The 26,003-nt window shown below is 57.5% G+C and carries 17 protein-coding genes; 4 read left to right on the top strand and 13 right to left on the bottom strand.

Annotation, left to right across the window (positions count from 1 at the left end):
• Window positions 1–185 precede the first annotated feature (185 nt).
• Complete coding sequence (locus tag IQ22_RS01755; protein ID WP_342212442.1) at window positions 186–1,259, top strand: glycoside hydrolase family 5 protein; 1,074 nt, start codon at window positions 186–188, stop codon at window positions 1,257–1,259.
• A 43-nt stretch (window positions 1,260–1,302) separates the two neighbouring features.
• On the opposite strand, the gene IQ22_RS01750 is transcribed toward IQ22_RS01755, so the two are convergent.
• The 5 genes from IQ22_RS01750 to IQ22_RS01730 form a co-directional block, all read right to left on the bottom strand.
• Window positions 1,303–2,154, bottom strand: a complete 852-nt coding sequence (locus tag IQ22_RS01750) for a CsgG/HfaB family protein (RefSeq protein ID WP_145137120.1) — start codon at window positions 2,152–2,154, stop codon at window positions 1,303–1,305.
• 27 nt (window positions 2,155–2,181) lie between these two features.
• Window positions 2,182–2,601: a curli assembly protein CsgF gene (locus IQ22_RS01745; RefSeq protein ID WP_145137117.1), complete on the bottom strand. Its 420-nt coding sequence runs from the start codon at window positions 2,599–2,601 to the stop codon at window positions 2,182–2,184.
• Window positions 2,598–2,993, bottom strand: coding sequence for a curli production assembly/transport protein CsgE (gene csgE / locus IQ22_RS01740; protein WP_145137114.1), 396 nt, complete (start codon window positions 2,991–2,993; stop codon window positions 2,598–2,600). The genes IQ22_RS01745 and csgE overlap by 4 nt, the downstream gene beginning before the upstream one ends.
• A gap of 3 nt (window positions 2,994–2,996) precedes the next feature.
• Entirely contained in the window at window positions 2,997–3,626 is a 630-nt protein-coding gene (locus tag IQ22_RS01735) for a helix-turn-helix transcriptional regulator (RefSeq protein WP_145137564.1), read from the bottom strand.
• Window positions 3,627–3,868: 242 nt separating this feature from the next.
• Window positions 3,869–4,660, bottom strand: coding sequence for an SIR2 family NAD-dependent protein deacylase (locus IQ22_RS01730; RefSeq protein ID WP_145137110.1), 792 nt, complete (start codon window positions 4,658–4,660; stop codon window positions 3,869–3,871).
• Between the two features lie 297 nt (window positions 4,661–4,957).
• Here IQ22_RS01730 and IQ22_RS01725 point away from each other — a divergent pair, with 297 nt between their 5' ends.
• Window positions 4,958–6,880: an AAA family ATPase gene (locus IQ22_RS01725; protein ID WP_145137107.1), complete on the top strand. Its 1,923-nt coding sequence runs from the start codon at window positions 4,958–4,960 to the stop codon at window positions 6,878–6,880.
• 138 nt (window positions 6,881–7,018) lie between these two features.
• On the opposite strand, the gene IQ22_RS01720 is transcribed toward IQ22_RS01725, so the two are convergent.
• The 7 genes from IQ22_RS01720 to IQ22_RS01690 form a co-directional block, all read right to left on the bottom strand.
• A complete protein-coding gene (locus tag IQ22_RS01720) occupies window positions 7,019–8,617 on the bottom strand; it encodes a DNA recombination protein RmuC (protein WP_145137103.1) in 1,599 nt (532 codons plus the stop codon).
• A gap of 132 nt (window positions 8,618–8,749) precedes the next feature.
• Window positions 8,750–10,378 carry a methyl-accepting chemotaxis protein gene (locus IQ22_RS24280; RefSeq protein WP_145137100.1) on the bottom strand — a complete coding sequence of 543 codons (1,629 nt, stop codon included), beginning with the start codon at window positions 10,376–10,378 and terminating at the stop codon, window positions 8,750–8,752.
• A gap of 269 nt (window positions 10,379–10,647) precedes the next feature.
• Complete coding sequence (recD, locus tag IQ22_RS01710; protein WP_145137097.1) at window positions 10,648–12,741, bottom strand: exodeoxyribonuclease V subunit alpha; 2,094 nt, start codon at window positions 12,739–12,741, stop codon at window positions 10,648–10,650.
• The gene (gene recB, locus IQ22_RS01705; RefSeq protein WP_145137095.1) at window positions 12,738–16,436 is read right to left on the bottom strand and encodes an exodeoxyribonuclease V subunit beta; all 3,699 of its coding nucleotides are present in this window, start codon (window positions 16,434–16,436) and stop codon (window positions 12,738–12,740) included. The genes recD and recB overlap by 4 nt, the downstream gene beginning before the upstream one ends.
• A complete protein-coding gene (gene recC, locus IQ22_RS01700) occupies window positions 16,433–19,906 on the bottom strand; it encodes an exodeoxyribonuclease V subunit gamma (RefSeq protein ID WP_145137092.1) in 3,474 nt (1,157 codons plus the stop codon). Before recC ends, recB begins: the two co-directional genes overlap by 4 nt.
• 223 nt (window positions 19,907–20,129) lie before the next feature.
• Window positions 20,130–22,256: an amylo-alpha-1,6-glucosidase gene (locus IQ22_RS01695; protein ID WP_244308855.1), complete on the bottom strand. Its 2,127-nt coding sequence runs from the start codon at window positions 22,254–22,256 to the stop codon at window positions 20,130–20,132.
• Between the two features lie 20 nt (window positions 22,257–22,276).
• Window positions 22,277–23,341, bottom strand: coding sequence for a glycosyltransferase family 4 protein (locus IQ22_RS01690; RefSeq protein ID WP_145137086.1), 1,065 nt, complete (start codon window positions 23,339–23,341; stop codon window positions 22,277–22,279).
• Window positions 23,342–23,543: 202 nt separating this feature from the next.
• Here IQ22_RS01690 and IQ22_RS01685 point away from each other — a divergent pair, with 202 nt between their 5' ends.
• Window positions 23,544–24,284: an SDR family oxidoreductase gene (locus IQ22_RS01685; protein ID WP_145137083.1), complete on the top strand. Its 741-nt coding sequence runs from the start codon at window positions 23,544–23,546 to the stop codon at window positions 24,282–24,284.
• Between the two features lie 7 nt (window positions 24,285–24,291).
• On the opposite strand, the gene IQ22_RS01680 is transcribed toward IQ22_RS01685, so the two are convergent.
• Window positions 24,292–25,059, bottom strand: a complete 768-nt coding sequence (locus tag IQ22_RS01680; protein WP_145137080.1) for a FadR/GntR family transcriptional regulator — start codon at window positions 25,057–25,059, stop codon at window positions 24,292–24,294.
• Between the two features lie 180 nt (window positions 25,060–25,239).
• Here IQ22_RS01680 and IQ22_RS01675 point away from each other — a divergent pair, with 180 nt between their 5' ends.
• Window positions 25,240–25,980 (top strand): SDR family oxidoreductase, encoded by a 741-nt coding sequence (locus IQ22_RS01675; RefSeq protein ID WP_145137077.1) that lies wholly within the window; start codon window positions 25,240–25,242, stop codon window positions 25,978–25,980.
• Window positions 25,981–26,003 lie beyond the last annotated feature (23 nt).

Below are 26,003 nucleotides of genomic sequence, written 5' to 3'. Positions count from 1 at the left end.
TCTTGATGCTCTAGCATGCGCTTTTCAGCCTATTTCCGCCCTAAATTCCTGCCTGTATAAAGCGATACACCCATTACAACAATCATCATGCACCTCACTTTGAGAGTGCGCTTATACCGCGTCAGGCTTGCCTGTACATGCTGGCCTACATGAATCCTTTCGATTAAGCAGTACGGAAATCCATCATGAAACATGCTTTTTTTTCCAACCAGTACCGGTCTGCCCGCCAGGGTATGCTCAAAGGCTTGCTCGTCACGCTCACCCTAGCGTGCCTGTCTCAACAAGCTGCCTATGGCAATGACACGTCTGTGGATCTGGTTGGCCTGAACTTTTCGGGAGCCGGTTTTGCTGCACATGTATTGCCCGGTATGAATAACCGCAACTACATCTTTCCTAGCGAATCGCATTTTCACCAGTGGAGCGCCAAGGGTATTCGCCTGGTTCGCTTCCCCATTATCTGGGAGCGCATCCAGCCGAAACTGGGCAACATGCTGGACCCGGACTATGGAAGCTTGATCACTCAGACGCTCAACTACGCACAAAAATACAATGTGAAGGTCATTCTGGACCTGCATAACTATGCCCGTTACCGTGGCGAGATCATCGGTACGTCCAACGTCCCCTACTCGGCCTACCAGGACGTGATGTACCGCATCGCCTATCGCTGGGCCAAGCATCCGGCGTTGTACGCCTATGACATCATGAACGAGCCTAACGGCGCCCTGGATTACTGGCCAACCGCGGCCCAATACGGCATCAACGGCGTGCGGACCGTCGACAAGGTCAAGCCCATCATCGTAGAAGGTAATGGCTGGGCCGAGGCGACACGCTGGGCGCTTTGGAACGACTCGCTTCTGAACCTGAAAGATCCTGCCAACAACATCATCTTCTCCGCTCACACCTACTTCGATGAAAACGCAGGCGGTACGTATGATGCGGTCGACGTCAGTACACTGGATCCTATGTACGGCGTGAGCCGGGTCAAGCCCTTCGTAGAGTGGCTGAAAAAGCACAACAAGCGCGGCTTTATTGGTGAGTTCGGTATCCCCGATAACGATCCTCGCTGGAACGTGATCATGGATAATATGCTGGCCTACCTGAAGCAGAACTGCATACCAGCAACCTACTGGGCGGCAGGTCCTGGCTGGGCTGATTACAAGCTGGCAGTCGAGCCCATCAATGGGCAGGACCGTCCGCAATGGCCAACACTGCAAAAGTATGTCGATAACACCAGTTGCGCGGCGATTGGGCCTAATTAATCGATTGGCCTCGCATGAAAAAGGGCTCCTCAGAGCCCTTTTTCTATTCTGGCTTGGTTCTTACCGTCACATATTTTGCCAAGACGGGATTGCTCTCCAAGGCTTTTCCGTCTGCAGCAGCCCATAGTCGCCGCTCAATACCCTGGGTGATCAGGTGAGCCACAGCGGACTCGATGGCAGACAGCACGCACAGCTGGGCTGGCTCGTTGGTGGTGTAACCCGATTCGGCTTCAAGCAGCTTCTTGAACTCAATGAATTTATAGACATCTGCTGAACGACCAATCGAAAAAATCGTTTTGGACGTCATGACGTTAGCCAGGACTTGCCCACCGCGCACATCAATCGCTCGCAGGTTCACCGTAACCTGATCGACCCGGTATTCCTGGGACGCGCCTATCCCCAAATAACGGGCGCCCTCTCCGCCGCTGCGGATATTGGTGTCATAGGCAACGATACCGCCTTCCAGCAAGATGTTAGCCGCCTGCAAGGATGGCAACGGCGCTTGAATATTTTGTGGCGTGTTGGGCTTGCTTTGAGTAGCCCGGATGATCTTTCGCTCGGTCAGAACATTCTGCAGACCTTCTCGCTCCAGCACGACAAACCAACCGCTGGCCTGCAGCGCGTCTACCAGCATACTGGCGCCACCCTGGGTCACGGCGGTAGAAAAGGAGCTGGCGGGAGAAGGCTTGTATTGTCCGCTCTGGTCTCGGAACCCATACACAGCAGCAACAAGCTTGCCACGAGGAACGGGCAGGTTGAGCAAATCATAATAAGTCGAGGCGCGAGGTGTCAGAGTGGGTTGCGCATTTTGCTCGGCGGGCATGGGGTCACGTACGGAACATCCCTGCATTATCAGCGCGCACAGCACGGCTGACGACATCATTAATCGTTTCATGACAGCTTTTCCTTTAAACGCTGCTTCTTAGTAGGTCGCGCCTAAGCCATTGACGGCGATTTCGGATACCTCTCCCGTCAGTCGATCCGTAATATGGATAACCAACTCACCCGTCTCGTCATTAAGTATGTTGACGATGAAATCATCTGTGGTGACGCTGCCCGCCTGGCCGTTTCGGGCATTAGTGAGTACCTGGGACAACAGACTTGATTGCAGCTGGCTGGTAAAGCGCTCCAGGGTACTCATGGACGAACTCGACGTGGCGTCCGGGTCATCGTAATCGTTCTGAGCCTGAGCATTGCCGAGCAGGTAGGAGCCATTCAAAGGGCTTCCGCCAAAAGAAGGGTTTATTGGCGTATAGACCAGTTCGGTCGCCTGCAAGGATGAGACAGAGGCAAGCAATAACAGCCCCAGGGATATCGTAGGTAATACGCTTTTATTTTTCATAGCTCGTCTCTGTCCATGTCGAAGGCGTCATACAGAAGATTTTCTATTTTTTGTTTATCAAGAGTGTCCTTGACTTGATCTGCCGCTGAATACGCGATGCCCTTTAACTCCATGACGTTGGGTTGTATAAACTGGCGATAGACGAGACGCTGATTATGTTCTACCCATATCAAACTTCCCCACCGCGCCGAGGGCCTTTCTTTAACTACCAAGTTGAAATCAAGAGGAGTGGTATCAACTAGACGATCGCTGAAATAACGGTAAAAGTCATGCCCGAAGCGTGAGATCGTATTGTCAACAATAAGCCCCTGAATATCGTCTTCTCCTCCATTACTTGCTTGAGCCGATATACAGAGCATTACTCCTAACAACCCTATGCCCCAGCGTTTCATGATTTATATGCCTTTGGTCTTTTCATAAAACTTCAAGGCCGCTTCGGCACGATTGGACGCACCGATCTTGCGTAACAAGTTATGGATATGACTTTTAACTGTATGGGTACTCAAACATAAATGATGGGCGATTTCGGCATTGGAATAACCTTTGCCGACCAATGACAGGATTTCCCGCTCGCGCACGGTCAGGTCGATTACAGCCTCCTCCAACGCCTGTAGCCGACGAAAGCGGGCAATAAGCCGCTCCATTACGTCACGCGGCAGCCAATCTCTTCCCATAAGCATGGCCTGGATACCAGTCAACAGCAGCTCCCGTGATGTATGGGTATAGAATATCCCTTTGATTTCCGGGTGCTTTTCCATCAGCTGCTGGGCCTGCTCATCCGTCGTATTGACCAGCGCCACCGGCGCCTGATGAATCAGCGTATCGAGTGAGTCCACGCATTGCTCTAACGAAACACTGCCTACATCAAGAAGCCAGAGTGAAGCGACTGAGCGGTCCAATCCGTTGAAGTCATCTACGCATAATTCGAATTCGGCCTGCTGGTTGAGAAAATGCTGGAATAGTTGCCCCAATAATTGATTTTTGGTCAATAGCTTGACAGTAAAAGGGGGGCGGCCTGTCGCCATGACGGCATTTGCTGAACTCAAAGTCGAGCCTCGATTATTAGTGCAATTAAAAGGCTATCCAACGTTTTACCGATCACCAATAAAAAAAGACCATAATCCGTTTCGCTTTAAACATTTGAGAAGCCCGCCACAGAGCTTATTTAATAGCACTCTTACAAGTATATAGTGGCCATTTGATTTCATTATTCTAGTTATGCTCATTTACAATACTAAACGTAGTCGTGTGTTAAGCAGATATTTCATTATGGTCGAATATTAGAAAAAGCCTGTGTTTCCAGTTTAGGTAATAGAACACTTGCCACACCCAGCAACATCCAATCATCGGAATGTTTCGAAATTATCGGCTGCGTATTGATATGCGCCACCGCAGCCCCATGTTGCTGCGCAATAAAAGGAATCTGAGCGGCTGGCTGGACCAAGCTCGAGGTACCTACCGACAACAAAACGTCGCATGAGGCCGCGGCCTCGAATGCTTGCGGCAGAACAGTCGTTGGCAAGGCCTCACCAAACCAGACAACTCCCGGCCGAACAGCCCCTCCACACACCGGACATAGGGGCGGTGGCAGGCGGCGTCCGCCTTCGGGTTCGGTAGGAACGGAATCGAGCTGATACGGTGTAGCACAATCAAAGCATCGCGGCTGGTGCAGGCTGCCGTGCAGGTGCAGCACGTTCTGACTACCGGCCCTTTCATGAAGGTCGTCGACATTCTGAGTGATCACCGTAACCTGGGGTATGTGCTGCTCCATCCGGGCAATGGCGTAATGCCCGGAATTGGGTTCCGCCTGTAGCACTTTCATCCGGCGCCACTCGTACCAGCCCCAAACCAACGCTGGATCGGCCTGAAAGGCTTCAGGTGTAGCCAATTCCGTGGCGTCGAAGCGAGACCATAACCCCGTCTGCGCGTCACGAAAGGTAGGAATGCCACTTTCCGCCGAAACGCCAGCGCCTGTGAAAACCACAAGATGCCTGGCCTTACGTATCCGCTCGAGCAAAGCGTTATCAACCTGAGCCAATAAAGGTGTTTGAGTTGGCATGGTTATTCCATAGTGTCCTGTAGGGCCGATAAAACGTATTTATTGACGGTTTAGTGATGATTTTTGATTACAGCAAATCAGTAAAAGTACGTTTTGCTTGGATACGCCCCGAACACAATTGCATAAGGCCGTTACAACGAACCGACCAACAAGAACTTGACTGGACGAGTGGTCACACCACCTATCGTATTTCGCCGTTGCTGTGTTCACTCACTGCGCCACATGCCGATAATCCCCAAGTTCATGAACGGCGGTGCCTTTGCGCCTCGTTGAAGTTTTGCCTCACCGGAAATGCCCATGAAGAAATCTTCTTTCAGCAAGCATCGCTTTACCCTTCTTTATGCCTTGGCCCTGGTAGCCGTACTGGCGGGTAGCCTGGCCTATTGGTACTGGCAGTCGGACCGTACCGTAGCGGCTCCTGCTGCGCCCGGCTCTGTACAGGCGATGCTCGAAGCGGTACGCACGGCGCCCGAATCCTGGTCGGCTCATCCGCAGGATTTGTCCGTTCTGGTCAAAGACATGCGTGCCCATACCATTGCCGGTGCCGTTATTGGTGAAGAAGCGGTCTATATCACTACGACAGGCCAGGCCCGCTATATGGTGGCAGACCCCTCCGGCCGCGTGGGCGATCTGGTCCTGCGTGACTACTCAAGCCAGGGTGAGGCACTGTTTCCAGTGGCTACCTTCGCCGAGTCCTCTGGCAAGAATCCGTTCGTCGAGGGATTGCTGACTAACCTGCCGGGCTACCTGCTTCTGTTACTCCTGATCGTGCCGCTGGCGTTTCGTGCCATGAGCCCGTTCAAGATTCAGCGCAAGGGCACTAATGTCTCGTTTGATGATGTCGTTGGCGCCCATGAAGCCAAGCGGGCATTGGAAGACATCACTACCTGTTTGCGTAATCCCAAGGCTTTTGCCGCCTTGGGCGCCCGTCCGCCTAAAGGCGTCCTGCTGACCGGAGAGCCCGGCACCGGCAAGACCCAGCTGGCCAAGGCGCTGGCGACCGAGTGCAATGCGCACTTCATTCAGGTGACCGGTAGCGATTTCTCCTCAATGTTCTTTGGCGTGGGCATTCAGAAGGTTAAATCCCTGTTCCGTACCGCCCGGAAAAAGGCGCCCTGCATTATTTTCATCGATGAGATTGATGGCATTGGCAAACGGGCTGAACAGTCTCGTTCGAGTGATGCTGAAGCCAACCGGATCATCAACCAATTCCTGACAGAAATGGACGGCTTCGACGGCTCCAGCGGTGTGCTGGTTGTAGGGGCTACCAACTTTGCTAATTCGCTCGACCCGGCCCTGGTTCGTGAAGGCCGCTTTGACCGGACCATTGCCGTAGGCCTGCCGACACTGGAAGACCGTGCCGCCCTATTCCGTCTGTATGCCAAAAAGGTTCAGGTTGAAGGTGATCTGGATTTCCAGGCACTGTCCCGTAATACCGTTGGCCTGACCCCGGCAGCCATCGCTTATATCGTGAATCATGCCGCCTTACTGGCCGCACGCGAAAACTGCAAGCAGGTTGCCATGAGCCATTTCGTGGATGCCATCGAGACATGCCGGATCGGTGAACAGCCGACTGCCGTTACGCCGCTCAGCGCCACTGAGCGTACACGCATCGCTGTGCACGAGGCTGGCCATGCTCTGGTCGCTGCCGCACTGAGTGTAGGGCGTGTGGAAAAGGTCACCATTCTGCCGCGCGGTCAGGCATTAGGCGTCACGCTGGTTACGCCGGTAGAAGACAAGCGTCTGCATCTGGAATCCGAGTTGAAAGCGCGTATCCAAATGCTGCTGGCCGGCCGCTGTGCCGAGCAGTTGTACTTTAATGAGGTATCGTCCGGGGCTGCCCAGGATCTGCAGGAAGCCTCCAAGCTGGCCTTGTCGATGGTCGCCTCGCTGGGCATGGGTCCAAATCGCTCGTTGTTGAGCTTGCAGGCGCTTCGTGAAGCACACCTGGACTTCGATGCCCAGGCCTCTATCGAGGCAGCTGATCAGTTACTGCATCGTCTGAACGATCAGTGTATGAACCTGCTGCAACGGCTGCGTCCCGCTCTCGACCGCATCACGGATGGTCTGCTGGAGCGTGAAACCCTTCCCGGGGAAGAGGTCATGGAAGCCCTGGCCGCTCAAGGTGGCACCGAAGCCGTTAAAGCTTTGAACCGCGCATTGGCAGGCGATCATGAGCCTGCACAAAATGCAGCCATGAGTGGCTGGACCCTCGAATAAACATGTAGAGCGTTCGCCACATGCCAACAAAAAAGCCTGCTCCCTAACGGTGGCAGGCTTTTTTTCTGTTTACTCGGCTATAGCAGGCTTAAGGATAAGTCCTGGATCAGGACGATACCGTTACACGCATTACCTGCGTCACGAGTTGGCAGCAGATTCAGAGGCTGTATGGCCTCTCTCGCCGTCCAGGCTGACCAGATTGAGTTCCAGTGCCGCCCGCTCGGTCCATTGGCCTTCAATTTCTGCCTTGACCGCCACGCCTAACTCCTTGAAGTCGTTGACCTGCTTTACCAGATTACCCTGCCCGCTCATCAACTGGCCACAGGCCTTGTGATAGGCCTCTTGTGCTTTTTCCAGGCTCTTGCCGATACCGTCCATGCTGCCCAGGAAGGTACGCAGCTTGTCATAGACCCTACTGGCACGGTCAGCCAATTCAGCGGTATGGCGGCTCTGATCCTCAAAGCGCCAGAGTTGACGCACAATGTTGAGACTGGTCAACAACGTGGTTGGGGTCGCTACCAGAACGTTCTGTTCGATGGCACGTTGGAATAGAGTCTCGTCCGCTTTGAGCGCCTCGACAAAGGCCGACTCGATGGGGACGAACATGAATACCATTTCTGGTGTGTTCAATCCGGGTAACTTAAAGTATTCCCGGTCCGACAGCTCGCGGATACGATCACCCATCGCCTGGACATGCTCGGCAAGGGCTATTCGCCGCTCGGCTTCATCCTCGCTATTGATATAGCGGGTATAGGCGTTGAGCGAAACCTTGGCGTCGATGATCAGATGCTTGCTCTGCGGCAGATAGACCAGTACGTCGGGACGGCGGCGCCCCGTCTCGGTGGTAAAGCTGGCCTCGCGAACGAAATCGGTGCCCAAACGCAGACCGGAGCGCTCCAGTACATTTTCAAGAATCAGCTCTCCCCAATTACCCTGCGTCTTTTTCTGCCCCTTGAGCGCAGTGGCCAGCTCATGGGCTTCTTGAGTAATCTGTCGATTGAGCTCTTTCAGGTCGAAGAGCTGCTGGGCCAGCGCAGCCTGCTGTTGCGTGTCCTTGTGATGGATATCCTCGACCTTATGGCGAAAGGCTTCGATCTGCTCGCGGAACGGCTTGAGCAAGGCATCCAGCGATTGCTGGCTGTGCTGGGAAAAGGTATGCCCCTTGGCCTCGAAAATCTGGCCGGCCAGCTGTTCGAACTCAAGCTTGAGCTGTTCGCGACTTTCCCGCAGCAGCTGACTTTGTTCGAGAAAATGTTGCTCTTTCTGCTCCAGCGTCGTGCGCAGCGTAGCGTGCTCTTCAACCAACTGAGCATGGCGAGCCTGTATCTCTCGGGAGATTTGCCGCTCGCGCTCATGCTGAGTACGCAGCTCCTGGAGCTGCTGCTGTAGTCCATGCAGTTGCGCCTTTGCCGCCTCGGCAGCCGCTCGATGGTCGGACATGTCCTGTTGCGCCTGACGTGCCTGCTGACGCAAGTCGGCTTCGCCTTGTCTGAATGCTTCAAGCTGCTCACGAAGCTGATCGCTCCGGTCCCGCTCGGCGTCGAGCTCAACTGCCTGCCGGCTGTGGGCGACCTCCAACCGCTGCGCCTCGCTGCGTTCAGCCTCGATTAGCTCCTGCGCTTCCTGCAGGCGGGTTTGCAGGTTTTGCTGCTGACGCACCAGCCAGGCGGCGGTTGCTCCCCAGCCCACCAGGGCAGCCAAGGGTAAAAGCAGGGAGAACAAAGTGAGTGAATCCATTGCCGGCCTCGAGACACATACATCGAAGCTCGCACCTTATGACTGCTACCGACAGCCGTCCAGTCTCGGTGTGCCAAGCCGGATGCTTTAAGACGAGCCGGAGGATAGATTTACCCTCCGGTTTCTCTACCGTTAAACCTTGAACCGCTGCACAAGGTTATTAAGCGTGACGGCCAAATCCGCCAACTCGCTGCTGGCAACTGATGTTTCATGAGCACCCGCGGCGCTCTGGATAGCTAGATCACGAATATGAACCAGATTACGGTCCACTTCAGCGGCTACGCTGGCCTGTTCTTCAGACGCGGCGGCAATTTGCTGGGTACGTTCGTCGATCTGACTGACCGATAGGGTAATTTCGTGCAATGCCCGTCCTGCCTGATCCGCCACCTTTTGCGTGGTTACTGCCTGCTCGCGGCTGCATGCCATAGACGCGGCCGCTTCTTCGGTTCCCTTTTGAATTGCGGAAATCATTTGCTCAACTTCCAGTGTCGAGGTCTGAGTACGATGGGCCAGTGCACGTACCTCATCGGCCACGACGGCAAATCCTCGCCCTTGCTCACCCGCTCGCGCCGCCTCGATGGCGGCATTTAGGGCCAGCAGATTGGTTTGTGCAGCAATCGCACTGATTACGCCGAGCACCTTGTTGATATCCTGCGATTGTGCAGCCAGACCCTGAATCCGTAAGGAAGTCTGTTCTACCTGGTCGGTCAACTGATGCATGGCCCCTAACGTTTCGTCTACTCGCTGCTTGCCCACTGTAGCCGCCTGGTTGGATTGCCGTGCCGCGTCGAAAGCAGCGACTGCATTTCGTGCCACCTCATCCACAGCCGCGCTCATCTCTGTCACGGCAGTGGCGGCCTGATCAATTTCACTATTCTGCTTTTGCAAGCCCCGGCTACCTTCTTCCATCAGGGCACTCATTTCTTCTGAGGCGGAAGCGAGCTGGATAGATGAATCAGAGATCTGCTGCAAGGTATCGCGCAGATTACGCTGCATGGTCTGCAAGGCGGTCATCAGTTGTGCCGCTTCGTCGCGCCCTTTATCGGCAATCGGTTGAGTCAGATCACCGGCAGCAATGGCTTCGGCCGCTTTTACCGAGGCCGCAATTGGCGTCACAATACTATGGGTAAGTATCCAGGCGAACAGAACGGTCAGCACCACCGCGATGATTACGATGCCGGCAATAAACTTGAGGCTGCTGGCATACGTATGCTCGGCCTGGAGACCCGACTGCCTTGCCCCTTCATCGTTCATGGCCTGTAAAGTCTTCAGCGCTACCAGGAAGGCGTCGGCCCGGTCGTGCAATCCATCGTTGGCCCATTCCAGAGCGGCAGCGGTCTGCTCTTGAGCATCCAACCGAAGCAGTATATCCAGACCATCCAGATAGGCTTTCATGGCATTTTCGAGCTGCTCGAACAGACGTGCCTCTTCAGCCGAACTCACCAACGCCTGGCGATAGTACGCCGCCTCTTTCAACATATCGCGGCGAGCGTCGGCAGTGCGCTGAAGCATGATGTTCTGCTCCGGGCTATTGGGCGTAGCCAGAATCCGCAGGCCTTCGATTCGAATGGTTTGAAGGTGTTGGTTGATGTCGCTGGAAGACTGGATGCTGGGTAGCCAATCTAGTTCGAGCTCTTGCTCCGAATGGCGCAGCTCACGTAGCTCAATGAACGAAAACATGCCCAATAGCACTACCAGCACAGTAATAGCGGCAAAGCTTAATGATGCACGGTGGGCAATTTTAAGGTTACGAAAATTCATAGAAGGGTCCCGACTTGCCAGCTTATGGCCGAATGCCACTATCCTTAACCAGCATTTGTTAATAACGGCCACCTACGCCCTAAATAAAGCGCAATCCATAATTGATTAGCGAGACAATAATTATTTCGATAACCAAAAGATTGGTTGTAGGGTGACGTTCAGACTATCGGCTCGCCAATAGCAAACTTGCATACCGCTTATCGGTAAGCAGGGTCATAGAGTATTTGCCTGAAAGCCCACAGGGCAGGCTTTCAGGGGGCAAGCCAGAATCAGTTCAACATCAGGCCACTCAACCGCCGCACCTTGCGCAAGACGGCCTCCTCGAACACACCTGCCCGGGACTCGATCAGGCTGAACCACTGACGGGCCCGGGTAATGCCGGTGTAGATCAGCTCCTTGGTCAAAACCGGACTCAATGTTTCCGGCAGGATCAAGGCCGTATGAGCAAACTCAGACCCCTGGGACTTGTGTACCGTCATGGCAAAAACGGTTTCTACTGCCGAGAGACGGCTCGGCAGGATAAACCGCAGAGTGCCGCTGCCATCGTTACGCGGAAACGCTACGCGAATCGCCTTGCCGGTACGGCTGGCGGCGTCCGGCAGGCACAGGGCAATGCCAATGTCGCCATTCATAAGGTTCAGGCTGTAATCGTTCTTGGTAACCAGTACCGGCCTTCCTTCGTACCACCCCTGATCATGACTGATCAGCCCGGCTGCCAGCAGAGACTTGGCAATGCGCTGGTTGAGCCCTTCTACCCCCCAAACGCCCTTGCGCACGGCGCACAACAGCTGGAAATCGTCGAACGCCTTCAAAATTTGCTGTGCCCATGCCTCCCAGGCGGGGTGATCCAGAGGCTGATCGTAACTTGGCCGCTGCTCTTGGATAATACTTAGGTAATGCCGGTACCCCTGAGGGCCCTTGTCAGAATGACCCTCCAGTACCAAACGCTCTAGCGCTTTGTCATCCTGGTCTCGCAGGCGCAGATTGAAAAGGTCGGGGTAACACTTGGAGACCAGTAACTCACGTGCCCCCGCGGCGTCTTGGGCATTGACCCGCCGCGCCAGCTGACCGATACCGCTCCCGGACCCAAAGCGCCGCGAATGCCGCAGCATTACTACTTGTTGGGCCAGCGCATGCCGCTCGGGATGACCGGCCTCAAGGCTCTCCTGATGCAGCCCATGTCCGCAGACCGATTCGAGCCACGCCTGGGTCTGGGCGGTGTAATAGCCCCGTTCGGCATCGCGACACAGATCGCCCAATACCGCACCCGCCTCTACCGAGGCCAGCTGGTCTTTATCGCCCAACAGGATCAGCCGAGCATGGCGCGGTAGCGCATCCAGCAGACAAGCCATCATTTCCAAGTCGATCATCGAGGCTTCGTCAACCACCAACACGTCTAGGGGCAAGGGATTGCCGGCATGGTGGCGGAAATGGCGAGTGTCGGGACGGCTGCCCAACAAGCGGTGCACAGTGGTGACATCTACTGGAATATGGGGGCGAACGGCCTCGCTGACGGCCAACGACTTGACCTGCTGGCCAATGGACTCGGTCAGCCGCGCAGCCGCCTTACCCGTCGGAGCAGCCAGACGAATACGAATCGGCCGACCGTTCTCAACCGCGGGTGTCTGCAACAAAGCCAGGAGGCGGACTACCGTTGTGGTCTTGCCGGTGCCAGGGCCGCCCGTGATGATGCTGAACGCACCACGTGCAGCCAAAGCGCAGGCAAGCTTCTGCCAGTCTGTAACGCTTTGGCCGTCGATGACGGGCGGCTCGGGAAACAAGGTAGACAGTTGCAGTGACAAATCATCTGCCACCTGCCCTTGAAAGTTCAGGCGCAAGCGCAACGATTCCCGTACGCAGCGCTCGTAGGTCCAGTAACGTCGCAGGTAGAGCCGCTGCCCCTCCAGCACTAGCGGACAGTCATCCTCCATCCCCTCGGCCACGACCGGGCTGGCCGCCAGCGCAGCGCACCAATACTCGACCGAAAGGGCACGCAGTACATCCGAGGGCAGCAGCATGGAGAGTCGATCTTCATCCCCTTCCGGCGGCAAGGACAGGGCCATGTCTGGATTGCTCAAGGTTTCCGCCAGGTCCAGGCAAACATGCCCATGCCCGAGTTGGTGGCTGGTCAATGCCGCGGCCAGCATCACACAGGGGGCGCTCTGCCCGTCCAACTCATACAGGAAAGCCACAAAGGCCCGATCCAGCGGCCGCAGCCAGCCGCGCTCGACCCAGCGGTCCAGGAGCAGGAACAGGTCTGCCATCGTGTCCAGCGGTGCGAACCCTACCGACACAGGTGCAGAGATTGGGGCCGGCTCGTCGGCAGTGCTCATATCGAAGAGCGACAACTGCTCCAGACTCATGCGTTAGCCTCCATGGGCTGAGGGTTTCCTTGAAAGTGATGATCAAGCGTCTCGATCAGGATTCGGGGCGGACGGTCAAAGAACACGCCTTGACTGGCAGCACGCGCTCCTCGCAGGAACAGGTAGCAGGCGCCCCCCATGTGCCGGTCGTAGTCATAATCGGGCAGGCGCGCCTTGAGTTGACGGTGCAGGGCCAGCAGGTACAGCACATACTGAAGGTCATAGCGGCTTTCCAGCACGGACGCCGCCATGGCCGCCGGGGTATAGGCCGCATCGTCGGCGCCAAGCCAGTTAGATTTGTAATCGGCCACGTAATAGCGACCTTGATACTCGAACACCAAATCAATGAAGCCCTTGAACATGCCGTTGAGCAGACTCGGCTCGACCGGCGGGCGCGGCAGCCCGCTCAACACATGACGACTGACCAAAGTATCCAGGCGGCTTGCCTGCATTTGCCGCGCCGAGAACCAGAACTCCATTTCGATCTGATACTGCCCGAGCTCCGCCAGGCATAGCACATCGCCTGAATCGCCCAAAGGCAGGCGTGTCGTGAGCAGGCCTTTCAGCCAATCGGTCAATGTGACTATCCAGCCCTCCCAGCCGCGCCGGTTGCAGCGACGGGCGATAGCGTCCTCAATCAGCACGGGTTGCTCTGCCACTGAGGCGAAACCTTCTTGACCGGCCCATTCGAGAAGGCCATGCAGAAAGGTGCCCGGCCCCGGGCCACGAGGAAAGCGATGCAGATCGGCGCCACTGGCTGCCGCCGGAAATTCTGCCGCCTCCGGCAGACGATCGTCGTCAAACAGCTTTTGCGCCTCGGGGTTCTCTGGCGAGAGATCCGTGTGCCGCAGGGCCTCGCCAATATCTTCCGTGGGTTCGCCGATCCGTAGCGCACTGTAGGAGGCGATCCACCAGTGCTCGGCCACTGTACGGGCCGGCTCCAGCGCCTTACGCTCAGGCTGCTGCTCGCGGCGAGGCTGAAACACGTCATTGGTTGCTTCAGGCCGAGGCTGGATAACAATGGTCGGAGAGCCGCCGGCTACCGTCTTTAACATACCTTCCAGCACACCGGAGGATGGCAGGCAGTTCCCCCCCGTGGTGAGATACCCCAGCGCACAGCGGTGAAAGGTTGAAGCCTTGTTGTTGCCCCGCTTGAGGTCCGCCACGCCCATCCAGCAGGCATGCTGGGCACGAGTCAGCGCCACATAGAGCAGGCGCAGGTCTTCGGCGAGCCGCTCCTCATCGGCGCGTTCGATCACCGAGACATCCGGGGTGAGGGTCATCTTCGCGTTGCCCTCGTCATCGTGATAGCGCACCGGAATCCGGCTGCCATCCACCGGGCGGAACGAGCAGATGAAGGGCAGGAACACCAGGGGGTATTCAAGCCCTTTGGATTTATGGATGGTCACGACCTTTACCAGAGCCTCGTCGCTTTCCAGGCGCAGGATCTGCTCTTCCGCTGCGCGGCCTTCGGTAAGGTGTTCGGCCAGATAACGGATCAAGGCCTGTTCGCCATCCAGCTCGGCAGCGGCCTGTTGCAGCAGCTCGGCCAGATGCAGAAGATTGGTCAGCACACGCTCGCCATCGACACGCGCCATCAGGGTTTGCGGTAGCTGGAAATCGTGCAGCAACCGACGCAGCATGGGCAGCACGCCCTGGGTACGCCAGAGGCTCCGGTATCCACGGAACTGCATGACGCGAGTTTCCCAGGCATGTTCGTCGTGATTGAGTCGGTCGAGCTCGGCCAGCGGCAGATTCAGGGTAATACTGGCCAGCCCCGCCCGCAGGATACGGTCCACGTCCGGCTCGGCACACGCACGCAGCCAAGCCAGGAGACAGTGCGCCTCCTGGGCGTTGAACACCGAGTCCTTGTCCGAAAGATAAACGCTACGTACGCCGCGTGCAGCCAGTTGTGCACGAATCGCCTGCGCCTCGTTGCCATCCCGGACCAGCACCGCAATATCGGCTGGTTGCAAGGCCTGGAAGCCCTTTTCAGGATGTTCAAAGCCCGCCTTGCCCTGCTGTCCAAGGTTAAGTAGCCGAACAATCTCGCTCGCCCCCGTCTCCGCTAGTTGCTGACGATAGGTTGTTCCAGAGACCGGCTCGCTGCCTGCCAAATGCCATACGGTCAGAGCCGCTACGCCCTGCCCGTCAACCACTAGCCGCTCCTTACGGCCCTGTGCCCTGACCGCATGGAACGGCAACGGGTTGCTACCATCGCGGCGGAACATGAAGGCGCCCCGGCCTTCTTCGTGTACTTCGGCCTGCTGGAATACCTGATTGACGGCGGCGACCATGGCTTCGCTGGAACGATAGTTTGTATCCAGCGTATGCAGCCGTCCTTCAGTGGCAAACCGTGCCTTGAGATAGGTGTAGATATCCGCGCCCCGGAAGGCATAAATCGCCTGCTTGGGGTCGCCGATAAGAAACAGGCCTGTCTTCGGGTCGTTATCCCTAATACGGTAGATCGTCTCGAAGATGCGGTATTGCACCGGGTCGGTATCCTGGAATTCGTCAATCAGGGCGACCGGGAACTGCTCGCGGATTACTTCGGCGAGCCGTTCACCGGCACCGTCGCTCTGCAAGGCAACATCCAGGCGCGCCAGCAGGTCGTCGAACCCCATCTCAGCCCGTCGACGTTTCTCCAGAATAAAGCGCTGTTTGATCCAGTGCGCTGCATGTTGCAGCAGCTCGACGTCAGGCCGAGGCAGGCTGTCCAGCGTGGTTTTCAGCTCGCCCATGGCTTGCAGGGCAGGATGCTCGGGAGGCGAGCCGGTTTTCCATATCTCCGCCAAACCGTTCGATGTCAAACGGTCAAACCCGCTGCCTAGATCCAGCACCTCGGCGGCTTCATCCTGTGCCCAGGCGATGAGCTTGTCGCACCACGGGTTGTACCACTGTGCCCGGAACTTGCGGCCATCAACAGCCTTACGTGCGCATGCGTCGTCGCACAGCATCCGTAGTTCCTCGGCCCAGGCCGCCCAGGGTGCCTTCAACTGTTTCAGTAGTTCACGTTTGCGCCGCAAACACTCATCAATCAGGCTCCCCGGCTCGACATCCTCGACCCCTTGGGTTTCCGCCTGGATCAAGTCCTGCACCGCACGAGCCAGATGCTCAGGGCTGACCCAGTGCTCACGTACCCAGGCCAACGCCTCGCCGCTCAGGGCGTAGCAGAAGCGCCGCCAGTAATCCCGCACTACTTCGGCAACCAACTCGCTGTGATCGGTTTCCAGCGTCTGGCTGAACAGGCTGCCGCTGTCGAAGGCGTGCTCGCGCAGCATGCGCTGGCACCAGCTATGAATAGTGGAAACGGCCGCCTCATCCATCCACTGGGCGGCCATGTCCAGCTTGCGTGCACAACCGGGCCACTGCGTTTCTGGAAAATCCTGACGCAACATGGCGATCAAGGGGTCAGGCGCCTCGATCTCGTTACGGAAATAGCAAGCCGCCTCGAACAGCCGCGCACGGATGCGATCACGCAGTTCACGGGTCGCGGCGTCGGTAAAGGTCACCACCAGGATCTGGGGCGGCAACAATTCCTGGCCAAATCCGGCTTCGCCACCATGTCCCAGGATCAAACGCACATAGAGCGCCGAGATGGTAAAGGTCTTGCCGGTACCGGCGCTGGCCTCGATCAGCTGGCTGCCACGCAGGGGAAAACGCAGGGCGAGCGGTTTTTCATGTAGCGGACTCATGCAGTGGCTCCTTGCGCCGGAACTGAAGCGGGCACAGCTTCCCAGCCGGCCTCGAACAAGGGACGGTACAACGTATCGCACCACCCTTCGAACTCTTCGCTGGCCATGAGCGCACTGAAATCAGGATAGTGCCTGAGCAATGCAGGGCTCTCGGCGCGCTCCCCAAAGCTGTTCACTCCGTCGCCCTCATAGGCTTTGAGGGCAGCCGCTTCGGCCTTACCGGGATCATTTCCCGCACTCAGCCAGGCAAAAGCCGTTTTCACCGCAACCGGCAGCGGATAGCGCATGCCGGCCTGCCAGGAGGTCAGGAGATGACGCAATGTTTTCTCGACCTGGCCAGCATCCAGCGGCGCCAGCAGCAGGGTTTCATCAGTTGCCACCAGGGCAGTGGTCAAGGGAATACCGCAGGCGGACGCCGTAAGATGCACGATCCATGGCCGGATCAAGCGATACCATTTGCGGGCCTTGTCCTTACCAATATCGTTGGGAAGCGGCGTAATAGCGATCAGGCTACCATCCGAACGGCCGCGCAATTGCTCCAGCCACCCTTCCAGACGCAAGCCCTCATGTTCGAAGTGAAGCGCCTGCGCCGAGGCAATTTCTTCCGGCCAGGCGACCAGCAGACCGCTCAAGCGGTTGACCAGATCAGGCATCGGCTGGATCAGCTCTGCCTGCAAGAGCTCGCCAAATCCCGCCAGAGGCAACAGGCCGCTGCGCTGCAGGCGTTGAGCTTGTGCACGCAGGGCGTCTTCGGGGTTATCCATGGCTTTCAGGGCGGCATCAAGCAGGCTTTCGCTCAGGGCATAGCGGGTAAACCCGTCCAGCACGAACGGCTCGGCATTTTGCGCTGGAATCTCCACCTCGTCGAAATGAACCTTAAGCCGCTGGGTGAAGAAGTGCCGAGCCGGATGACGCAGGAAATCCTGAAGCTGATGAAGGCTAAGCGGCTCGTCCTGTTGATGAGGCGGCAGCTTTGCCTCCTCGTCCATTTCGCGCGGTGTCTCATGTAGCGCCAACCATTCACGGGCATAGCTGAACAGCGCCGGATCGCCCTGGAAATAGCGAATACTGAAGGGTTGCAGTGGGTGCTCCTGCGTTAATGCATGAAGCAGCTTGCCGCCGCCCTTGAGCTTCCAGCCTGCCGCCAGATGATCACGCAGCTGGCCGAGCAGAACCGAAGCCGGACGTTCGCTATTGTCGCGAATGCTGCGGCCAATCCAGCTCATGTACAGATAATCGCGGGCGGACAACAGCGCCTCTAAAAGCAGGTAGCGATCATCTTCGCGCCGTGAACGGTCACCGGGACGATAATCCTTGCCCATGAGGTCGAAGTCGAACGGTGCCTGAGCGCGGGGATAATCGCCGTCATTCATGCCAAGCAGACACACCATACGAAACGGAATCGCCCGCATCGGCATGAGGGTACAGAAATTCACCGCACCGGCCAGGAACCGTTGGGACAGCTTGCCTTCGTCCAAACCGGCCAGCCAGGCCTCGCGTACCACGGTCAGCGGCAGCTCATCGGCCAGTTGAACCGCCTCGCAGGTATCAAGCCAGGTTTCACGCAGTTGCTCCAGTTGGCCAAGCAGGTATTCGTCACGCTCGTTAGTGGCAAGAAAGAACGTTCGCAAAATGCTTTGCAGACGATCACCCCATACCGGCGGGCTGGCAGGCTGGCCAAGTTCGTCATGGGCTCGGTCCAGCGCGTCCATCAGGGTAACAAGAGGGCCAACCAACGCCGCGTCCAGGCCACCGATTTCATCGAACGGTTCGATCTCATCCCGCGCCACGCCGCGCCCTACGGCATAGCCCAGCAACATGCGGCGCAGGCCGAACCGCCAGGTGTTCTGGTTGAGATCATCCGGCAGATCCAGGCGAGCACGCTGCCGTGCATCCAGGCCCCACCGGATACCCGCGCCCTCGATCCAGCGATGCAAGGTGGTGAGGTCGCTATCGTCCAGGCCAAAGCGCTTCCGTAGGGCTGGAACGTCCAGCAGGTCCAGGATTTCACTAACCGAGAAACGGCTCTCCGGCAGGCGCAACAGGTGTTCAAGCGCGATCAGCAGCGGGTCGCGACCGCGCTGGCCCTGGTCGGCCAACGTAAAGGGAATGAAACGAGAGTCATGGGTATCCAGCTGCCCGAATACAGCGCGAATATGCGGCGCATAGGCGTCGATATCCGGCACCATAACGATGATGTCGCGCGGGCGCAGCGTAGGATCTTTCGAGAACCGCGCCAGGAGTTGATCGTGCAGAATCTCCACCTCCCGCTGCGGGCTGTGCGCGATGTGGAAGCGGATGGAGGCATCCTGCGCCGGGTCGACCTCAGGCCAGGTCTCCCGGGTTTCGTTCAACGGACGCAGGTTGAGGATGTCGTCCTGCAACTGCGCCAGCATGTGGGCGGGCTCGACCTCGTCGAACAGGTCGATACGGCCACCGTTCACGTCCGCAAACAGGCTTCGATAACCATTCGGCTCGTCAAAGCTGTCCAGCAGGTTAATGTAGTCGCGGCCCTGCTTGCCCCAACTGGCCAGTAAAGGATGGCCATGCTGATGCAACTGGTCAGGATCGATCTGCATAGGCATGCCGGGCTTGCGCAGATGACGACGATACTCGTGTTTGAGCAGGTCCTTGTCTGCCACGATATCGCCCCAGTGGTGCCGACACGGGTTATGCACACACAAAAGAACCTGACTGAACCGAGCCAGTGCGGCCAAGGCTTCCAGCGTTTGTGCCGGAATCGAGGAAATCCCAAATACAACGACGCGACGAGGCAGCCGGGCTGGAGCCTCTTCTACCGTTTTCATATGGGTAATAAAGCGCTGATGCACGCCGGCCCGGCTCTCTTCCATGCCGTCATCACCCACGTCGTCCAGCAAGGCGCGCCACAGCTCTGCCTGCCACTGGCAGGCTTCAGGGATCGAGACAGCGCCGTCGCGCAGCTTGTTCAGCTGATCCTTGCCGCTGGCCCAATCCTCCAGCCAGTCCGCCCGGTAGACCTGGTACTGGTCATACAGATCAGCCAGCCGTTCGGCCAGCTGATAGCGTTTGCGCATGTCGCTATCATCATCGAGGAAACGGCGCAGCGAAGCGAAGCTTGGCTTGTGCAACAGGCCGGGCAACAAACGCATCAGACGCCAGATCAGCGGTGTGCGATCCAGTGGAGAGGACTCCGGTACGGTATCCCGGCCAAGCACCTGCCTGTATACGCGCCAGAGAAATGCCGACGGCAACTGCACATCGAGGGCCGCAGCAATACCGCAGCCGCCCTCGCCGTCCTCTCGCGGATCTTCCGCCAGGGCCAGCTTGAGCCATTGGGCGATGCCGTTGCTTTGAACCAGGATATTTTCATTTTCCAGGGGCGATAGCGGGTAACTACGCATCCAGCTCACCGCCAGACTGCGAAGATCTTCCAACCGATTGCCGTGAACGATCATGAAACCCGGCGTCAGTGGAACTGCGTCCTGCATAGGGTGCCTCGTGATGAACGATGAACTGCAAAGGTGCGAAGGGTACGGAGATCACACTTCGAGAGCCAGACTGGCAAAGACCACAGGTAAACTTTTCATACGGACGTAGTGCCAGCAAATACCCGGCTGAGCCTTGAATCATGCAGCCCCGACAGGTATCCGACCGCTTGTCTGCTGGCAAGCGCAGCAAGGCCAAGCCTCCGCCTGGCCTTGCTGTGTTGTCTTATAGGCGAATGTCTACCCTGACTGCGCTGTGTCCTTCAACAAAGGCTACTACCCGCTCTCCCAAGCGCTGGAAGACTAGATCTACCGACTGATCGCCCAGGCGTAGCTGCCTTAGCTGGATACGGTCGATACCCAACGGTAAACGCGGCTGAGTAATGACGACCCGTTTCGCGTGCCCGTCGATTTCCACGCCCAAGCAGGCCTGCAGGAGCATGAACACCGATCCGGCCGCCCAGGCCTGCGGCAGGCACGCGACTGGATAGGCGATCGGCGCCTCACCGGGCGCACGCTCGAAGCCACAGAAGAGTTCAGGCAAGCGCATACCAAAATGCGCCGCCGCCTCAAACATGTTTCCGAGCAAACGCACCACTCCTTCCCGTTCACCGTAGCGCGCCATACCGGCCGCGCACAATGCGACATCATGCGGCCAGACCGAACCATTGTGATAGGACATGGGATTGAACCGCACGGCCTCCGGCACCAGGGTTCGTACCCCCCACCCCGAGTTGAACGCGCGCGATAACAACTGTTGCGCCACTGCCTGACCACGTTCCGGCTGCGGTAGGCCGGTAAACAAGAGATGGCCCGCATTGGAGGCTCGTACTGCACACGACTCGCCATGACCGTCCAGAGCCAGGGCATAGAACTGTCGTCCTTCCAGCCAGAAATGCTTTTCCACCGCCTCGCGCAGTTGCTCGGCGCGCTGGCGCCAGTGAGTAGCCTTGTCGCTTTCACCACGCCACTCCGCCAGCTCAGCCATGCTCAGATAAGCCCGGTAGGCATATCCCTGTACTTCAACCAGAGAAATCGGGCCTTCTGGGGTACGGCCATCGGCATGGAAAATAGAGTCATGGCTGTCCTTCCATCCCTGGTTGGCCAGACCGCTCGCCTCAGCCCGGGCATAGCTGATAAAGCCTTGCGCGTTACGCTCGGCATTGCCCTCCACCCAGTGAATAGCGTTCTGCAGGGCGGCCCAGATTTCGTTGATAAAGGCCACATCGCCAGTGCGCCGGATATAGGCGCCTGCCAGCATGATGAACAGCGGCGTGGTATCCACTCCGCCGTAATAGCGACCGAACGGCAGCTCGTTAAGAACCGACATCTCCCCCTTGCGCGTCTCGTGCATGATCTTGCCGGGTTCGGCATCGCGAAAGCTCGACGTTTCATGGGCTTGATGCTGCGCCAGGTACGACAATACCCCACGCGCCAACTCAGGATTCAACCAGAGCACCTGATGAGCCGTGATAATGGCATCGCGCCCGAAGGGCGTGGAGTACCAGGGCACACCGGCATAGGGATACGGCCCGGTGGGCAACTCTGCGGTCAGCAGGGCCAGGTCTGCGCGGGACTTTTCGAGCCATGCCTGGAACAGGCGGCCGGATGCCTTGACCTGAGCACCGCGCCGTTGACGTTTCCGCATACTGCGTCGCGCCTGGGCAGCAGCCTGTCGATAACGGGAGCGCGAAGACTGCACCGGTTCAGGCCCGATATCGATGTACAGCTCCCAGCTACCACGGCCTTCCAGCGCCACCCGGAAGTGTGCGCCCTGCTCGCTCAGCTCGACAGGCTGCTCGGAAAAGCTGATGGCGGCACGGCGCTGCTGCTCGTCAAGCCCGAGATAACGCAGCGTGACGCTACGCTCGGCCATCTGGGTATGCTCCTGCGCGCCTCGGTGAGCGCGCTGTTGCCCCCGTACTTCGAACATATCGCGGAAGTCCGCTCCGAATTGAAGCCCCAGCGGGACCTCCGTAGGCTGGTCGCTGTAGTTGGCCAGAAGAATGCGCTCATGCACATACCCCTTCCAGATGAAGCGTTTACGCTCGATATGAATGACCCCTTCGGGCGTGGTGCTTTCACCCAACCGCGGCAACGGTTGGTTAGTCTGATGGGACGTAAAATAGACGTTATCCTGACTGACCGATGCCGAGAGCAATGCAGGCCGCTTGCCCGCCACGGTAAATCGATAGCGAGACACAATCCGGGTGTCGTTATGGAACAGCCCATCATCTTGTCCGCCCATATCGCCGTAGGCATCTGCCACAACAAACGTGTCGCCTTCCATGAGCACGAACAGCCGTCGTGCCTGTTCGACCTCGCTTCCTCGCTGTGCTGATTGATCAGACATAAGGATCTCACTCATGGTCGTTATGCAGTTTGCTTGAAATCGTCTTCAGCGCTCCGAGCGCCCGGCAGCTGCCGGTACAGCTCCAGATAGTGTCTGGCCATGGCTGTAGCCGAGAAGCGCTGCTCGAACACACTACGTACCCGCCGCCGGTCGAGCGTCATCACCTTTCGTACTGCCTCTACCGCCTGCGCTTCACTGTCAACGATATAGCCTGTGACATCCGGCTCTATCACTTCCGGCACCGAGCCGCAGCGCCAGGCAATAACTGGCGTACCACAGGCCATGGCCTCAATCATCACCAGCCCGAACGGCTCCGGCCAGTCGATGGGAAAGAGCAGCGCACGGGCATTGCCCAAAAATTCTGATTTTTCGCTGTCGCCAATTTCACCCATAAACTCCACTAGCGGATCATCCAGCAGCGGGCGGATCTCCTGCTCAAAATACTTGCGGTCGGCAGCGTCCACCTTGGCTGCAATCTTGATCGGAACGCCAGCCTGGCGAGCAATGGCAATAGCCCGATCCGGTCGTTTTTCCGGCGAAATGCGCCCTAAAAAGGCGAGATAGCCATCCCCAACCTGTTCATGGAACCGGTAGGTAGAAGCATGTAGGCCGTGATAGACCGTGCCGTGCCAGTTGGCAAAGGCCAGCGGGGTACGTTGATGATGGGAGATGGATACCAGCGGGAATCGGTGCCAACGCCGGTAGATCTCCGGGAGCCCCTTGAGGTCGAGCCGCCCGTGCAGAGTGGTTATTGTCCGCTCGGCAAGAGGCTCGAACAGGGGAAACTGCAGCAAGTCGACATGAAAGTGCAGAACGTCAAACTCATCGGCACGCTCCCGCAACTCGTGCAGCATGCTCAGATGACTGGCGATATCGGACTTGAGCGGCGTAGGGTCGAGCCGTAACGCCTGCTCGCTGCCCGGCACCAGGTGGGCAGATGTATGCGAATCAGCAGATGCAAACAGGGTCACCTCGTGTCCCAGCTCGACCAGCGCATCGGTCAGGTGGGCCACGACCCTTTCAGTCCCGCCGTAGAGCTTGGGCGGCACCGCTTCATACAAGGGTGCAATCTGCGCGATCTTCATCGATCAATCTCCTTGATAAAAGATGAACAAAGCCAGAAGGGTGCGAAAGTTCGCTGGCAAAAAACGCCGCCGAAAAATTTAAGGATCAGATGCCGGATTTCAAGCGTCTTTTAAAAACCGTAAAACGATCAAATAACCGCCGCTTGAAACATGTCCATTTTCAAACGTTCTTTTCATAACACCACCCGACTTAGGTACTTTCATGAGCAACAACATTAAAGGCAAGGTTATTGTCATTACCGGCGCCAGCAGCGGTATTGGTGAAGCAACGGCACGGCTTTTAAGTTCAGAAGGCGCAGCCGTTGTGTTGGGCGCTCGCCGTCTGGACAAACTCAACGCCATCGCTCAGGACATACGCAAGGCCGGCGGCATGGTCGAGGTCATGCCAATGGATGTGGCCAGGAGGCAGGAAGTCGAAGCCCTGGTTCAGCAGGCCATTGCGACGTTTGGCCGGGTTGATGTCATGATCAATAACGCCGGCATCATGCCCAATTCGCGGCTCGATCAGCGTAAGGTTGAAGATTGGGAGCGCATGATCGACATCAATCTCAAAGGCACCCTTTATGGCATTGCCGCGGTCTTGCCGGTCATGCAGCAGCAGAAGAGCGGCCATGTCATCAATGTCTCGTCTCTATCTGGGCACCGTGTACGGCCAACCAGTGCGGTGTATTCGGCAACCAAGTTTGGCGTACGCGCCATTGCCGAAGGGCTGCGCATGGAAATGACGCCCTACAACATCCGCAGCACCATTATTTCGCCCGGCCCCGTTGATACTGAACTGCCCAACAGCGTGACCGATGAGAATGTTGCCAAAAACGTACGTCATATCCATGAAATGGCCATCCCTGCACTATCGGTCGCTCAGTCGATTGCCTTCGCTATAGGCCAACCGGCGGCCGTCGATATCAACGAGATTGTGCTGAGGCCAACGGCAATGGAATGACAAGGCGTTATTCCGCTTCCTGTCCGCGAGAAAAAATCCGGATTACCTCATCCAGATGCGCCTGCATGGCTGCGCGGGCTGCATCGGGATTCCGAGCTTCCAGCGCTTCCAGTATGTGCCGATGCTCATGCTCGGAGCGATGCGGCATGTCATCAGGCGTGTAGTGAGCCTGCAAGCGTTGATACATTGAACCGTAACGATGCCCAAGCAAATGCTGGATCATCAGGGCATACGCCGGATTGCCACTGGCCTGGGCGATACGGATATGAAACAGCCGATCCCCCGGGTGTGTTGTCGAGCCTTCACGGTTGTCCTGCACGTTGCGCTCGAATGCCGCGCGAATACCGGCCAACTCTTCCTCACTGGCGTTAAAGGCAGCCAGCGCGGCGGTTTCCGGCTCAATCAACCGACGCGCCTGGAGCAATGAAAACGGAGGAATTTCAGCATTGAAATCCACCTCAATACCCAGTTCCGGGTCCGGTCCGACCCACTGGCCTCGTGCGGCCAGTTCCATTACCGAGGCATCGCTCGTTGAACACGGATCACTGGCGCAGACCAACACACCGTTACCAACCCGCACATCCACCAGACCAATAACCTCCAGGGCGATTAACGCCTCACGTACCGAGGCCCGGCTTACACCCATCTGCTTGGCCAGCTCCCGTTCAGCAGGAAGACGGCTGCCGGGAGGAAACTCTCCGCTCTCGATCAAGCTGCGCAGCTGATCGGCAATCTGGCGATAAAGCCTTGGATTTTCAATTGTTTGTATTGGCATTACGCATTCCACCGGCCCACATCAAACCGTTCGCCCTGCAGAAAAAACTTGCACAGCGAAAGAGTCACTGCTAAACCAGAGGACCAATGGCCTGACCATTAGCCACTCAATATGCCTCCAGCATAGCAGCGGTTAATACCAGCGGGTCATTGCCATGAATAATAAAAACAGGAGGCTCCCATGTCCGTTGCTGGAAAACGTGTCCTCGTCACCGCTGCCGCTCAAGGGATTGGCCGCGCCAGCGTCCTGGCCTTTGCCGAAGCGGGTGCTGACGTCATTGCGGTCGATATCAACACCGCCGCCCTCGCCGAGCTTCCCAACGCCCGCTCCCATACTCTTGATGTCACACAGCCCGACGCCATCCAGGCACTTGCCAGTGATCTTGGCGTCGTCGACATTCTCTTCAACTGCGCCGGTTACGTGCACAGCGGCACCATCCTTGAGTGCGACGAGGACGCCTGGAAATTTTCTTTCGATCTTAACGTTACCGCCATGTACCGCATGATTCGCGCCTTTCTGCCGGCCATGATCGATAACGGCGGCGGCTCGATCATCAACATGTCTTCGGTGGCCTCCAGCGTAAAAGGAGTACCAAACCGCTTTGCCTACTGTGCCAGCAAGGCCGCCGTCATTGGGCTGACCAAGTCCGTAGCTGCCGACTTTGTGGCCAAGGGCATCCGCTGCAATGCGATCTGCCCCGGTACGGTCGACTCGCCCTCCCTGCGTCAACGCATCGCTGCCCAAGCCCAGCAGGAAGGTCGCGCCGAAGAAGAAGTCTATGCTGCGTTTGTGTCGCGCCAGCCCATGGGACGGATTGGCAGGCCTGAGGAGATCGCCGCTCTAGCGCTCTACCTTGGCTCCGATGCGTCGGGCTTTACGACAGGCACCATTAACGTCATTGATGGCGGCTGGGTCGCCTAAACATCACGCCATCCTTTTTATTG

This window comes from Pseudomonas duriflava (assembly GCF_007830155.1).
Taxonomy (GTDB): domain Bacteria; phylum Pseudomonadota; class Gammaproteobacteria; order Pseudomonadales; family Pseudomonadaceae; genus Chryseomonas; species Chryseomonas duriflava.
Note: the sequence above shows the minus strand (reverse complement) of the source record. Positions and strands in the feature narration are given on the sequence as shown.

Bases quoted from the DNA above. Each gene is read 5' to 3' on its own strand.
- IQ22_RS01755 (WP_342212442.1), top strand. From the start codon at position 186: ATGAAACATGCTTTTTTTTCCAACCAGTACCGGTCTGCCCGCCAGGGT.
- IQ22_RS01750 (WP_145137120.1), bottom strand. From the start codon at position 2,154: ATGAAACGATTAATGATGTCGTCAGCCGTGCTGTGCGCGCTGATAATG.
- IQ22_RS01745 (WP_145137117.1), bottom strand. From the start codon at position 2,601: ATGAAAAATAAAAGCGTATTACCTACGATATCCCTGGGGCTGTTATTG.
- csgE (WP_145137114.1), bottom strand. From the start codon at position 2,993: ATGAAACGCTGGGGCATAGGGTTGTTAGGAGTAATGCTCTGTATATCG.
- IQ22_RS01735 (WP_145137564.1), bottom strand. From the start codon at position 3,626: ATGGCGACAGGCCGCCCCCCTTTTACTGTCAAGCTATTGACCAAAAAT.
- IQ22_RS01730 (WP_145137110.1), bottom strand. From the start codon at position 4,660: ATGCCAACTCAAACACCTTTATTGGCTCAGGTTGATAACGCTTTGCTC.
- IQ22_RS01725 (WP_145137107.1), top strand. From the start codon at position 4,958: ATGAAGAAATCTTCTTTCAGCAAGCATCGCTTTACCCTTCTTTATGCC.
- IQ22_RS01720 (WP_145137103.1), bottom strand. From the start codon at position 8,617: ATGGATTCACTCACTTTGTTCTCCCTGCTTTTACCCTTGGCTGCCCTG.
- IQ22_RS24280 (WP_145137100.1), bottom strand. From the start codon at position 10,378: ATGAATTTTCGTAACCTTAAAATTGCCCACCGTGCATCATTAAGCTTT.
- recD (WP_145137097.1), bottom strand. From the start codon at position 12,741: ATGAGTCTGGAGCAGTTGTCGCTCTTCGATATGAGCACTGCCGACGAG.
- recB (WP_145137095.1), bottom strand. From the start codon at position 16,436: ATGAGTCCGCTACATGAAAAACCGCTCGCCCTGCGTTTTCCCCTGCGT.
- recC (WP_145137092.1), bottom strand. From the start codon at position 19,906: ATGCAGGACGCAGTTCCACTGACGCCGGGTTTCATGATCGTTCACGGC.
- IQ22_RS01695 (WP_244308855.1), bottom strand. From the start codon at position 22,256: ATGTCTGATCAATCAGCACAGCGAGGAAGCGAGGTCGAACAGGCACGA.
- IQ22_RS01690 (WP_145137086.1), bottom strand. From the start codon at position 23,341: ATGAAGATCGCGCAGATTGCACCCTTGTATGAAGCGGTGCCGCCCAAG.
- IQ22_RS01685 (WP_145137083.1), top strand. From the start codon at position 23,544: ATGAGCAACAACATTAAAGGCAAGGTTATTGTCATTACCGGCGCCAGC.
- IQ22_RS01680 (WP_145137080.1), bottom strand. From the start codon at position 25,059: ATGCCAATACAAACAATTGAAAATCCAAGGCTTTATCGCCAGATTGCC.
- IQ22_RS01675 (WP_145137077.1), top strand. From the start codon at position 25,240: ATGTCCGTTGCTGGAAAACGTGTCCTCGTCACCGCTGCCGCTCAAGGG.